This window comes from Labrys sp. F242, from assembly GCF_057813875.1.
The window spans coordinates 1,056,682-1,068,904 of record NZ_JBVASG010000001.1 but is presented as its reverse complement, the minus strand read 5'-3'; the positions used below and the strand labels follow the sequence as shown (position 1 = coordinate 1,068,904).

11 protein-coding genes are annotated in these 12,223 nt (G+C 63.3%); 2 read left to right on the top strand and 9 right to left on the bottom strand.

The features are described from left to right. Window positions 1-27: 27 nt before the first annotated feature. Window positions 28-1,086, top strand: a complete 1,059-nt coding sequence (gene pdxA, locus ACZYTC_RS04930) for a 4-hydroxythreonine-4-phosphate dehydrogenase PdxA (protein ID WP_488989053.1) — start codon at window positions 28-30, stop codon at window positions 1,084-1,086. A 108-nt stretch (window positions 1,087-1,194) separates the two neighbouring features. Beyond that, entirely contained in the window at window positions 1,195-2,037 is an 843-nt protein-coding gene (gene rsmA, locus ACZYTC_RS04925) for a 16S rRNA (adenine(1518)-N(6)/adenine(1519)-N(6))-dimethyltransferase RsmA (protein ID WP_488989052.1), read from the top strand. Between the two features lie 36 nt (window positions 2,038-2,073). Here rsmA and gmk read toward each other — a convergent pair whose 3' ends face one another. The 9 genes from gmk to ade all read right to left on the bottom strand — a co-directional run bounded on the left by gmk (window position 2,074) and on the right by ade (window position 12,079). Beyond that, window positions 2,074-2,739, bottom strand: coding sequence for a guanylate kinase (gene gmk / locus ACZYTC_RS04920; RefSeq protein WP_434957126.1), 666 nt, complete (start codon window positions 2,737-2,739; stop codon window positions 2,074-2,076). Further along, window positions 2,736-3,623, bottom strand: coding sequence for a YicC/YloC family endoribonuclease (locus ACZYTC_RS04915; RefSeq protein WP_488989051.1), 888 nt, complete (start codon window positions 3,621-3,623; stop codon window positions 2,736-2,738). The genes gmk and ACZYTC_RS04915 overlap by 4 nt, the downstream gene beginning before the upstream one ends. A gap of 161 nt (window positions 3,624-3,784) precedes the next feature. After that, window positions 3,785-5,227, bottom strand: coding sequence for an endolytic transglycosylase MltG (gene mltG, locus ACZYTC_RS04910; RefSeq protein ID WP_488989050.1), 1,443 nt, complete (start codon window positions 5,225-5,227; stop codon window positions 3,785-3,787). A 347-nt stretch (window positions 5,228-5,574) separates the two neighbouring features. Further along, complete coding sequence (gene fabF, locus ACZYTC_RS04905) at window positions 5,575-6,834, bottom strand: beta-ketoacyl-ACP synthase II (protein ID WP_434957129.1); 1,260 nt, start codon at window positions 6,832-6,834, stop codon at window positions 5,575-5,577. A 255-nt stretch (window positions 6,835-7,089) separates the two neighbouring features. Next, window positions 7,090-7,326, bottom strand: coding sequence for an acyl carrier protein (locus ACZYTC_RS04900; protein ID WP_068287214.1), 237 nt, complete (start codon window positions 7,324-7,326; stop codon window positions 7,090-7,092). A 243-nt stretch (window positions 7,327-7,569) separates the two neighbouring features. Beyond that, the gene (gene fabG / locus ACZYTC_RS04895) at window positions 7,570-8,307 is read right to left on the bottom strand and encodes a 3-oxoacyl-[acyl-carrier-protein] reductase (protein ID WP_434957130.1); all 738 of its coding nucleotides are present in this window, start codon (window positions 8,305-8,307) and stop codon (window positions 7,570-7,572) included. Window positions 8,308-8,410: 103 nt separating this feature from the next. Continuing rightward, window positions 8,411-9,355 carry an ACP S-malonyltransferase gene (gene fabD / locus ACZYTC_RS04890; RefSeq protein WP_488989049.1) on the bottom strand — a complete coding sequence of 315 codons (945 nt, stop codon included), beginning with the start codon at window positions 9,353-9,355 and terminating at the stop codon, window positions 8,411-8,413. A gap of 237 nt (window positions 9,356-9,592) precedes the next feature. Beyond that, window positions 9,593-10,189: an NAD(P)H-dependent oxidoreductase gene (locus tag ACZYTC_RS04885; RefSeq protein ID WP_434957132.1), complete on the bottom strand. Its 597-nt coding sequence runs from the start codon at window positions 10,187-10,189 to the stop codon at window positions 9,593-9,595. 186 nt (window positions 10,190-10,375) lie between these two features. Beyond that, entirely contained in the window at window positions 10,376-12,079 is a 1,704-nt protein-coding gene (gene ade / locus ACZYTC_RS04880; RefSeq protein WP_488989048.1) for an adenine deaminase, read from the bottom strand. Between the last annotated feature and the right edge of the window lie 144 nt (window positions 12,080-12,223).

The window sequence follows — 12,223 nt, the reverse complement described above, 5'->3', positions numbered from 1 at the left end:
GATCAAGCGAGCCCATCTGACCTGACAATGCCGACCGAACAGCCCGCCCTGCCGATTGTCTTGACCATGGGAGAACCGGCTGGCATCGGGCCCGAACTGATCGTGATGGCAGGTGCAGCCCGCCGGGAAGAGGCGCCCTTCTTCGTCTATGCCGACCCCGCCCTGTTGTCGGCGCGCGCCAGACGGATCGGCCTGGACCTTGCCATCATCGAGACCGACGAAGCCGGCGCGCCTGCAGCCTTCGCGCGCGGCCTTCCCGTAGTCCCCCTGCTAAATCCGGTACCCGATCGGCCCGGCAAGCCCGATGTCGCTGGTGCCGGTGCGGTCATCGAGTCGATCGAACGAGCCATACTGTCAATTCGCGAGAACCATGCTCGGGCCGTGGTGACGTCACCAATCATGAAGGAGGTGCTCTACCGCGCCGGTTTCGGCCATCCCGGGCACACCGAATTCCTGGGCGAACTGGCCCGGCGCCATTGGCAGGGCGATGGCAAGCCGATTCTTCCCGATCGAGCCACTGATGGGCAATATCGAGAAGCAGCCTTTAGGCCCGTGATGATGATCTGGTCCGAAACCGTCGCGGTTGTGCCGGTCACCATCCACATCCCCCTGGCCGACGTGCCCACGGCCCTCACCGAGGACTTGATCTACGAAACAGGCCTGATCGTTGCCCGGGACCTCGGGGCTCGTTTTGGCATCGCCGCACCGCGCCTCGCGGTTGCCGGGCTCAATCCCCATGCCGGCGAGAACGGCACTTTGGGCAGCGAGGACAACGCCGTGGTCGCACCCGCCGTCGCCAGGCTCAGGGCCGCCGGCATCGACGCCCGGGGTCCCCTGCCCGCCGACACCATGTTTCATGCCCGGGCGCGGCAGACCTATGATGCGGCCCTGTGCATGTATCATGATCAGGCCCTGGCACCGGCCAAGGCGCTGGCCTTCGACGAGGCCGTCAACGTGACCCTGGGCCTGCCCTTCGTTCGCACTTCGCCCGATCATGGCACGGCCTTCGATCTTGCGGGCACAGGCAAGGCCAACCCTTCCAGTTTCCTCGCCAGCCTGTCACTGGCCGACAGAATATCACGTTAGAGCAGAGTGCGATTCCATCGAATCGCACTCTGCTCTAACTCCTTGTCTTGGCGCGTCTTTGCGATTCCGGGCAACGCCGTCAGATCGCAAAACGCTTTGGGGCCCGTCATGGTGCAGATCGATACTCTTCCCCCGCTGCGCGAGGTCATCCGCCAGCATGAATTGATGGCCAAGAAGTCGCTTGGCCAGAACTTCCTGCTCGACCTCAATCTCACCGCCAAGATCGCGCGTGCCGGCGGCTCGCTGGAGGGGGTGAATGTCGTGGAGGTCGGCCCCGGCCCTGGCGGCCTCACCCGGGCGCTGCTGGCCTGCGGAGCGAGGCACGTGGTTGCCGTGGAACGCGACGAGCGCTGTCTGGCGGCCTTGGCCGAAATTGCCGCTCATTATCCCGGCCGGCTGACCGTGCATGCCGGCGATGCCCTCGAAGCCGATTGGCCGGCCTTGATCGCAGGACTGGAAGGGCCGGTCCGCATCGCCGCCAACCTGCCCTACAATGTCGCCACGCCCCTGCTGATCGGCTGGCTGAAGACCGAGCCTTGGCCGCCCTGGTTCCAGTCGATGACGCTGATGTTCCAGAAGGAGGTCGCCGAACGTATCGTGGCAACCGAAGCGGACGATGCCTATGGCCGCCTCGGCGTCCTGGCCGGGTGGCGGACGGAAGCCGAAATCGTTTTCGACGTACCGCCAAGTGCCTTCGTGCCGCCGCCCAAGGTCACCTCTTCGGTGGTGCATCTGCGTCCGCGATCGACGCCCCTGCCCTGCACCGCAGCCGCCCTGGAACGGGTCACGCAGGCGGCCTTCGGCCAGCGGCGCAAAATGCTGCGCCAGAGCCTCAAAGGGCTTGGTGACGATCTGGTGGCCGCGTTGGCCGATACGGGCCTGCGTCCGGAGATGCGAGCCGAGGAAGTTCCCGTGGCCGCCTTCGTCGCCCTCGCGAACACCTTGAAATAGAATCAGGAAGCCAGGGGGATCGACGCCCCCTTCCCATCAACGCCCGCGCGTCAGGGCGTCGAGATCCGCCTTCAAAGTGTCGACTAGGCGGCTGACCTGCGACTTGTCCTGGCGCTTCATGCGCTCGACGTCGAGGATTTCCTTGAGCTTGGCATAGGTGGTCTGCAGGTCGGTGTTGACCAGCACATAGTCATATTTGGTCCAGTGGCTGATCTCGACGCGGGCATTCTGCAGGCGCTGCAGAATGATCTCCGCGCTGTCCTCGGCCCGCCGCTCGAGCCTCGCCTTCAGTTCGGCCACCGATGGCGGCAAGACGAAGACGGACACGATGTCGGGCCTCATCTTGTTGTAGATCTGCATGGTGCCCTGCCAATCGATGTCGAAGAGGACATCGCGTCCAGCGGCCAGCGCCTCCTCAACCGGCCTTGCCGGCGTGCCGTAGTAGTTGCCGTGGACCTTGGCCGATTCCAGCAATTCGTCTCTTTCGCGCATGGTCTCGAAGGTGCCTGCGTCGATGAAGCGATAATGGACGCCATCGATCTCGCTGCCGCGACGCGGGCGGGTGGTAACCGAGATCGACAGATGCATCGATTTGTCCTCGGCCAGAAGCAGGCGCGTCAGCGTGGTCTTGCCAGCGCCGGAGGGCGAGGAAACGATCAGCAGGAGGCCCCGGCGCTGAGGAACGGACGCAGTGCTACTCATTCGATATTTTGAACCTGTTCGCGGAATTGCTCGACCACTGCTTTGAGAGAAAGGCCGGTCGCGGTCAAGCTGACATCATTCGCCTTGGAGCAAAGGGTGTTGACTTCCCGGTTGAATTCCTGGGCGAGGAAGTCGAGGCGCCGTCCCACCGGCCCGCCCTTGGCCAGGAGATCGCGAGCAGCGGCAATATGGGCGTGCAGCCGGTCGAGTTCCTCGCGTATGTCGGCCTTGGCGGCCATCAGGATCGCCTCCTGGTGCAACCTATCGGGATCGAGCGACGACGACGCATCGAGGAGAGCGGCAATCTGCGCGGCAAGCCGATCGCGCACCGCCGCGGGCTGGCGCGCCGGATTGGCGTCCGCTGCATGCGTGAGGGCTTCGATCTCGTCGATGCGACCGAGCAGGACGCGGGCGAGTGCCTGCCCCTCCTGGCGCCTCATCTCGGCGCATTGGGCAATGGCCTTGGCGAACCCCTCCAGCAGGGCCCCCTGCAGCGCGGTGCGCCCAGCCTCGTCCTCCTCCTGGTCCTCGACCTCGAGCACGCCCTTGATGGCAAAGAGGCCATCGAGGCGCGGTGCTGCCGCATCCACCTTCTGCGAGGCCTCGGCCATCGCCGTGACGATGGCATCGAGCACCGCTTGATTGATGCGGACCACCGGCGCCACGGCGTCACGCTTCAGCGACAGGCCGATCTGACACGAACCACGGGCAAAGGCCGCACCCAAAGCGGCACGCGCCGACGCCTCCAACACATCGAATCCCGGAGGCAATCGGAAGCGGACATCGAGGCTTTTGCCATTGACGGTCTTGATTTCCCAGGCCCAGCGGTTCGCGCCGGTCTGTCCTTCTACCCGGGCAAAGCCGGTCATGCTGACAACGGACATCTTCCTACATTCCATACGGTGATTTCAGCGTCCGGCCGGATGATTTTACCGGCAACGAAAACTGAGCGCTCGCCCTCGACGCGCCGTAAGCGCGCCGAACAGAGCCTGACGGAAGATAGAGCCCAAGGGCTCCGCGCTCAAGCCAATCCCATGCAGCCGGCTTACTGCACCGTCTGCGGCGAGTTCAGATCGAAGGTCTTGTCGAGCAGCGGATCATGGGTGGTGTTAGCGACGGGATCGTCAAAGCCACCCTTCTTGGGCTTTGCGGCCTGGGTCGGGTCAGCATTGGGAGCGGCCGGCGCCTGGGCGGCCGGAGGCGTCGAAGGGGCTGGAGACGCCGACGGAGCCGATGGGGCAGGCAGCGGGATATCGGCCGCGGGCGCAGGCGACGGGGCAGGTGCCGGCGGCGGCGTGGGCGCGACCGGAGCCTCGGCCTCGGTCTGCTGCTTGCAGGCCTTGCTGCCCTTCTTGCAGGGCTTGGCCGGGGGCTTGGCGACGGGTGCCTCAGTCGGGGCAGGTGCCGGCGGCGCAGCAGCGTCCGGTTCGGGCGCAGGCGGGGACGGCGCTACTGGGGCGTTGCTGCCCTGTTGCTGGAACTGGCGCCATTTGGCGACATTCTTGTTGTGCTCGTCCAAGGTGGGGGCGAAGGCATGCCCGCCCGTACCGTCGGCGACAAAATAGAGATCCTTGGTGGCCAAAGGCGTCGCCACGGCCTGCATTGCAGCCTTTCCGGGATTGGCGATGGGGGACGGCGGCAGGCCGGATATGGTGTAGGTGTTGAAGCGCGTCGGCTGCGTGAGGTCGGCGCTGGTCAAGGCCCTGTCGAGCTTGCCCTTGCCGCCGACCATGCCATAGATCACGGTCGGATCGGATTGCAGGCGCATGTTCTTCTGCAGCCTGTTGATGAAGACGCTGGCGACATGCGGACGTTCGTCCGCTTGGCCCGTCTCCTTCTCGACGATCGAGGCGAGCGTTACCATTTCCGCCGGACTCTTCAGCGGCAGGTTGGCGGAGCGCTGCTTCCAGATCTGGTCGACTAGGGCCCGTTGCTCTTCCTGCATCTTGCGCACCATGGCCGAACGGGTGGTGCCGCGCTCATATTTGTAGGTATCGGGCAGCAACGCCCCTTCGGCCGGCACCGGCGGGGCATCACCCGTGAGCAGGTCGTCCTGGTTCAGCCGGTCGATGATCATCTGGCTGGTAAGGCCCTCGGGGATGGTGATCGAATGCTGGATCACCTTGCCGTCCACCAGAATGTTCATGACGTCATACATGGAGACGCCCGGCTTGAAGGCATACTCGCCGGCCTTCAGATCATTGCCGTGGCCGAGCATGTAGACGCCGGTGGTGAAGGTGGTGGCGCCATCGATCACACCCTGGCGTTCGAGGGAATCGGCGATCTCGTCGCGGCCGCTGCCCTTTGGCACATAGACCGTCTTGGCTTCCGCCAGCGGCCCGGCCGACGTGAACTGACGCAAACCGAAATAACCACCGATAGCGACCAGCATCAGCAGGACGAAGACGGCATTGCCAGCCACCACAAAGGGATTGCGCACCGCGCTCGAACGTGTCGGCGGCTTGGCGACAGCATCGGGCTGGATCATGTTGCGGGATCCGCGCGAGCCGGCTGCGCCTTTCCCGAAGGAGCGCGAGCGTTCGTTCGCTAGTCCCGAATCATCCCGATCATCGACCATAGAAACCTCGTACGCCTACATAGATGCCCGGCCAGGCCCCGCGAGCGTTACATCTCGCCAAAATGCCAACCTGATTGTGCCGCGCTTGGAAGTAGCAATTTGTTTCGGCAAAAATGCATCAAAATACGAACAATAAGGCGGCCTCCGATTCCGGGAATCGGAAGCCACATCGCGTTTGTTTCAACCGGCATGCCTCGCGAATATGGCGAAAATGCCAGCCGGGCCTCTGCAGCCGCGCGCCGATTCCCGGCGAGACGTCAGTCTGCCTTGCGCAAAATGATGGAGGCGTTGGTGCCGCCAAACCCGAAGGAATTGGAGAGCACCACGTTCACCTCGCGCTTGCGAGCCGTCAACGGCACCAGATCGATCGGGGTCTCCACTTCGGGATTCTCCAGATTGATGGTGGGTGGCACGATCTGATCGCGAAGGGCCAGGATCGAGAAGATTGCCTCGATCGCACCGGCAGCGCCAAGCAAATGGCCGGTCGCCGATTTGGTCGACGACATCGAGGCCGTCGCGGACGCATTGCCGAGCAGGCGCTGAACGGCGCCGAGCTCAATCGTATCGGCCATCGTGGAAGTGCCGTGCGCGTTGATGTAGTCGATCTCGCCGACGGAGATCCCCGCCCGCTTCACCGCCATCTGCATGCTGCGGAAGGCGCCGTCACCATCTTCGGACGGTGCGGTAATGTGATAGGCGTCGCCCGAAAGACCATAGCCGATGACTTCGGCATAGATCTTGGCGCCACGCGCCTTGGCGTGCCCATACTCCTCCAGCACGACGCAACCGGCACCCTCGCCCATGACGAAACCATCGCGATCGCGATCATAGGGGCGCGAGGCGCGGGCCGGTTCGTCATTGAAGGAGGTCGACAACGCGCGGCAGGCGGCAAAACCAGCAAGGGCGAGACGGCAGACCGGAGATTCGGTACCACCGGCTACCATCACCTCGGCATCGCCGAGCGCGATCAGGCGGGCGGCATCGCCGATGGCGTGTGCGCCAGTCGAGCAGGCCGTGACCACCGCATGGTTCGGCCCCTTCAGGCCATGGCGGATGGAGACCTGGCCACCGGCCAGATTGATCAGGCGGCCGGGAATGAAGAAGGGCGAGATGCGCCCTGGGCCGCGATCCTTCAAGGTCAGCGCGGCGTCTTCGATGCCCTGCAGGCCACCGATACCCGAGCCGATCAGGACACCGGTCTCTTCCTGATCCTTCTGCGAAGCAGGATGCCAACCGGCATCGTCGAGAGCCTGGGTCGCGGCGGCCATGGCAAAGACGATGAAATCGTCGACCTTGCGCTGCTCCTTGGGCTCCATCCACTGGTCGGGATTATAGGTGCCGTTGCTGCCATCGCCAGCCGGGATCAGGCCGGCAATCCGGGCCTTGAGATCCTCCGTCTCGAAACGGTCGATCTTGACGATGCCGCTCTTGCTCGCAAGGAGATTGGACCACGACGTTTCGACATCGCCACCCATCGGGTTGACCATGCCGAGACCAGTTACGACAACGCGCCTCATAGAACCTCCAAAGGCCGGGGAATCGCCCTCCCCGGCTACTCAAACCCGATTGATCGCAAGATTGCCTGGCGCAAAGCTAGCACAGAATGCGGACGCTCCGAGGATCGCCCCTTCCAATGCTTCGAACGCATTGCCCTTACGCTGAACTGGCAGCCTCTATGTCTGCTGACACTCCAGACCTCCCGGCAATGATGCAATCTCGTCCCCCGGCCGGTCGATGGATGGATATCGGGGAGCCTGCGCTCCCCGATCGTCTCAGGCCGTAGCCTTGGTCAGGAACTTGACAGCATCGCCGACGGTCAGAATCGTCTCTGCGGCATCATCGGGGATTTCGCAGTTGAACTCTTCCTCGAAAGCCATGACCAGCTCAACCGTGTCGAGAGAGTCAGCGCCCAGATCGTCGATGAAGCTCGCATTCTCGGTGACCTTGTCCGGATCGACGCCGAGGTGTTCAACCACGATCTTCTTCACGCGGTCTGCGATATCGCTCATTTTTCGTTCCTTTGATAAACCAAGACTGCCTGCCGGCACTTTATTCCGCCGCCGGTTAGGCGGTCGGTATTTGATAGTTCCTTGAGCCGGGGCCAATCCTTCGATCGGCCTCCGATTATCCCGGACAATCACATTCATAGGGGCCATCGGAATGTCCCTCGGCGGTGATTAACACACTTCAAATGCCATTGCCAGCGGGCATCCCACCAGTGGAAACCACTGTGGAATTGACTTCTAACTCGTTCAAATCATTGCCATTCCGCCGTTAATATTCAAAGTTTGCCCGGTGGTGTAGGCAGCCTCCGAAGAGGCAAGGTAAACGGCTGCGGCCGCAATCTCGTCGACATGGCCGAGCCGATGCACGGGGATAGCGGCAAGGATCGGCTCCATTTGCTTCTCGTTGAGGGCATCCGTCATCGCCGTTTCGATAAAGCCCGGCGCGATGCAATTGACGGTGATTCCGCGGCTGGCCACCTCGTGGGCCAGTGATTTGGACATGCCGACCAGGCCGGCCTTGGAGGCGGCATAATTGGTCTGCCCCGGATTGCCGATGACACCGGACAGGGAAGCGATGTTGATGATGCGTCCGGTGCGGCGCTTCAACATCCCCTTCACGGCGGCTCGCGACAGATGGAAAGCGGCGGAAAGATTAACGGCGATGACGCTATCCCAGTCCTCGTCCTTCATGCGCAGCATCAGATTGTCGCGGGTGAAACCGGCATTGTTGACCAGAATGTCCAACTGACCGAGGGCTGCCTCGACATTCGGAACCAGCGTGCCGAGCTGTTCCTTATCGGTGAGGTCGCAGGCGAAGACATGAGCACGGTCACCGAGCTTGGCCGCCAGTTCCTCCAGCACCGCCTTGCGCGTGCCCGAAAGCGCTACTGTAGCGCCCTGGCGGTGCAGGGATGCGGCAATGGCCGCTCCGATTCCGCCCGTGGCTCCGGTCACCAGGGCTGTCTTGCCAGTAAGGTCGAACATCGTCATCCCCAATCGAGTGCTGCCGGTCGCTGCGGGCGCACCTTTATTGTTTATCCTCACCCGAAATGGCCACCTGCCGTCGGACGGGTGGCCGCGGGCCCTTTCATCGCAAGGTCGGCGCGAATGCCGCGACATCGTCCGGCGTGCCAATGCTCACCGCTTCTACGCCGGAGGCTATGCGCCTGACCAGCCCGCTCAGAACCTTTCCGGAGCCGACTTCCACCAGCTTGGTGACACCGGCTCCGGCGAGATATTCGACGCTTTCGCGCCAGCGCACCGTTCCCGTCACCTGCTCGACGAGACGACGGCGGATCTCGGAAGGATCCACGATCGGTTGGGCGAGGACATTGGCGACCAGGGGCACGGCCGGGGCCGCGATGGCAACCTTTTCGAGCGCTTCGGCCATGGCATCGGCGGCCGGCTGCATCAGGGCGCAATGGAAAGGCGCTGAAACCGGCAGGAGGATGGCTCGCTTGGCACCCTTGCCCTTGGCGATCTCCAGCGCGCGCTCCACCGCTGCCTTGGTGCCTGAGATGACCACCTGGCCCGGTGCATTGTCGTTGGCGGCCTGGCAGACTTCGCCCTGCGCCGCCTCGGCGGCGACGGCAACTGCCTGCTCATAGTCGAGGCCGAGAAGAGCGGCCATGGCGCCAGTACCCACCGGCGTCGCAGCCTGCATCGCCCGTCCACGAATGCGCAGCAGCCGAGCCGTATCGGCGATCGTCAGTGCACCGGAGGCAGCCAGGGCCGAATATTCGCCGAGCGAATGGCCGGCGACGAAGCTGGCATGTTTCTTGAGGTCGAGGCCGGCCTCGTCCTGTAGCACGCGGAAAGCCGCCAGCGAGACGGCCATCAGGGCCGGCTGGGCGTTCTCGGTAAGAGTGAGGTCGTTCTCCGGGCCATCCCAGATCACGGCCGTCAGCTTCTGGCCAAGCGCAGCGTCGATCTCGTCGAAGACGGCGCGGGCGACGGGAAAGGCATCGGCTAGCGCCTTGCCCATACCCACGCTTTGGCTTCCCTGGCCGGGAAACGTGAAGGCGATACTCATGCAAGAACCCCGTTTGAGACGGCGCGTTGAGACAATAGGCTGGTGCCTAAGTCAAGTCCGAAGCATGACAATACCCGTACATCTCGCATAAATTCGGCAAAACTCGGCCTTTTGTGGCCGTCGGCGGAGGCGTTCGGCAATTCGGCTCACGAGGATGGCATCAGCGCCAAACTTCCCTGTATCGAGAACTGATCGAACTTGCTCCAGATACCCGCGGATATTGCGCCTCGGGGGTTCTCAATTCTTGAGGGCCGCCATCTTCTTCTCGACTTTCGCAAGAAAATGACGACGTTGCGTTTCACTGGCTTCGTCCAGGCGGTGCAAGGCCAGCCACAAGGTGCGGCAGCGCGGCGCGCAAAGTGCCCGCAAGCCACGCAGAAGAATGTTTCGGCCTGGCGCCTTCATGAACAACGTCCACCACCACCAGGGCGATCCCAACGTGGAGATAACCGCCAGCAAGCGGATCTGTGTTAGCACCGGCCCGATCGCCTTGCCATTTTCGGGCATGGTGAAAGTGGCATGCGGCACCCAGACCCGCTCGAGCCAGCCCTTGAGCATGGCGGGCGGTCCGTACCACCAGGTGGGGTAGATGAAGATCAGGCCCTCGCACCAGCGAAGGTGTGCCAGGTGCTCAGCCACGGGCGCCTCGTTGCTTCCACGTTCGTGGTAGCCGCGCCGCTCCTCCGCGCTCATGACCGGGTCGAAATTCAGGGCGTACAGGTCGATCAGTCGCACCTCATGCCCCGCCCTTTTCAGCGTTTGCAGCGCCGTATCCCGAATGGAGGCGCCAAAGCTTTCCGAACACGGATGGCAGTAGACGACGAGCAGTTTCATCGCGAGCACTCTGAGTATCGTGCCGAAAAGTGGACACCTGTTTTCGGCAAAAATGATGCGACAACAATAACCTATGGCTCGGACCCGATTCAGAAATCGGGTCCGAGCCATAGTCGGAAAATGATTCCGGATCCCTGCATAAGAGCCCGGAGTACGGCGCTTTTCCAGTACAGCGGGAAGCGTGACTCAAGCGGTGATCAGCTCGAAGCGATCGACGTCGACCATGCCCATGTCGGTGATCTTGAGATGGGGAATTACCGGCAGGGGCAGGAACGCAACCTGCAGGAAGGGCTCGGCCAGGGTGACGCCGAGGGATTTGGCGGCCGCGCGCAGAGGGATCAGGCGATCACGCACCTCCTCGAAGGTGAGCAGGCTCATCAATCCCGCTACCGGCAGTGCCAATTCGGCCAGGATGACGCCATCCTGGGCTACTGCGAAGCCGCCGCCGATCTCACCGAGATGGTTGACCGCCAGCGCCATGTCCGCGTCGTCGGCGCCGACGACGCAGATATTGTGCGAATCGTGCCCCACTGAAGAAGCGATCGCCCCCCGCTTCAGGCCGAAACCCTTGACGAAGCCACGCCCGATATTGCCATTGACGCCGTGCCGCTCGACCACGGCCACCTTCACCACATCCTGGTCGAGGTCGATGTCGCGATAACCATTCTGATAGGGCAGGGTCAGCCGCAGATGCTCGGTGATGATCTTGCCGGGCGCCACTCCCATCACCGGCCCCGTCGGTCCGCTCGCCGCCACACGGAAATCGGCGGCCGAGACACAGGGTGCTCTAATAGAGCCTAGACCCACCGGCGCAATTCGGGTCCGTCCCTCGAACAGGCCGTCCTCCACCAGCCGGCCCGCACTGATCACCTGTCGTACAGCGCAATGATCGAGATCCTCGATGAGCACGATGTCGGCCCGCTTGCCCGGCGCGATCACGCCGCGATCCTTGAGCCCGAAGGCCATGGCCGCCGACAGGGTGGCGGTGCGATAGACCGCGAGCGGCTCGGCACCGAGGGCGATGGCGGTGCGGATCATGAAATCGAGATGGCCCTCTTCGGCAATGTCGAGAGGATTGCGGTCGTCGGTGCAGAAAGCGAGATAGGGCGAATTACGGATGGTGATCAGTTCCGCAAGAGCGTGCAGATCCTTGGAGACAGAGCCCTCGCGGATCAGCAGCGTCATGCCCTTGGCGAGCTTCTCCCGGCCCTCCCTGGCCGTCGTCGTCTCATGGTCGGTGCGGATGCGAGCGGCGAGATAAGCGTTGAGATCGGTGCCTGACAGCAGCGGGGCGTGACCATCGATGTGGCCGTCCTGGAACGGCAGAAGCTTGGCGAGGCAAGCGGGATCGGCGTTGATCACCCCCGGAAAATTCATGAATTCGGCCAGGCCGATCACGCAAGGGTGGTTCATGAACGGCTCGAGGTCCGCGGCCTCGAGCCTCGCACCGGCGGTCTCCAGATGGGTCGAGGGCACGCAGCTCGAAAGCTGGACGCGCAGATCCAGGGCCGTATGGCCGGCGGCTTCCAGGAAGTAGCGGATGCCCTCGACACCGACAACATTGGAGATCTCGTGCGGGTCGCAGATGGCGGTGGTCACGCCATGGCGGAGCACGCAGCGATCGAACTCGGCTGGCGTGACCAGCGAGGATTCGACATGCAGATGCGTATCGATGAATCCGGGCACGGCCACGAGCCCCCGCCCATCGATCTCGCGCCGGCCGCGATAGCTGGCATAGGTCCCGACGATGCGGTCCCCGCCGATGGCGATGTCGGTCTCGGTCAGATCGCCGCTGACGAGGTCGAGCAGGCGCACATTCTTGATCACCAGGTCAGCCGGCTCGGTGCCTCGCCCCTGGGCGATCAATCGGGCGAGTTCACTGGCGTCCATCCGGGCGATTCCTTCTGCTTGCAAGCGATCAGCTTAGACCTCGGAGCGCGGACTTCCAGTCCGCTCTTGGAAACGTCGTGCTTTGGAAGAAAGGAAGAGCGGCTATCGCGACATGCCCGCATGACGCTGAGAAGTCCGCGCTCC

Coding starts and splice junctions, on each gene's coding strand:
- pdxA (WP_488989053.1), top strand. CDS start 28: ATGCCGACCGAACAGCCCGCCCTGCCGATTGTCTTGACCATGGGAGAA.
- rsmA (WP_488989052.1), top strand. CDS start 1,195: ATGGTGCAGATCGATACTCTTCCCCCGCTGCGCGAGGTCATCCGCCAG.
- gmk (WP_434957126.1), bottom strand. CDS start 2,739: ATGAGTAGCACTGCGTCCGTTCCTCAGCGCCGGGGCCTCCTGCTGATC.
- ACZYTC_RS04915 (WP_488989051.1), bottom strand. CDS start 3,623: ATGTCCGTTGTCAGCATGACCGGCTTTGCCCGGGTAGAAGGACAGACC.
- mltG (WP_488989050.1), bottom strand. CDS start 5,227: ATGATCCAGCCCGATGCTGTCGCCAAGCCGCCGACACGTTCGAGCGCG.
- fabF (WP_434957129.1), bottom strand. CDS start 6,834: ATGAGGCGCGTTGTCGTAACTGGTCTCGGCATGGTCAACCCGATGGGT.
- ACZYTC_RS04900 (WP_068287214.1), bottom strand. CDS start 7,326: ATGAGCGATATCGCAGACCGCGTGAAGAAGATCGTGGTTGAACACCTC.
- fabG (WP_434957130.1), bottom strand. CDS start 8,307: ATGTTCGACCTTACTGGCAAGACAGCCCTGGTGACCGGAGCCACGGGC.
- fabD (WP_488989049.1), bottom strand. CDS start 9,355: ATGAGTATCGCCTTCACGTTTCCCGGCCAGGGAAGCCAAAGCGTGGGT.
- ACZYTC_RS04885 (WP_434957132.1), bottom strand. CDS start 10,189: ATGAAACTGCTCGTCGTCTACTGCCATCCGTGTTCGGAAAGCTTTGGC.
- ade (WP_488989048.1), bottom strand. CDS start 12,079: ATGGACGCCAGTGAACTCGCCCGATTGATCGCCCAGGGGCGAGGCACC.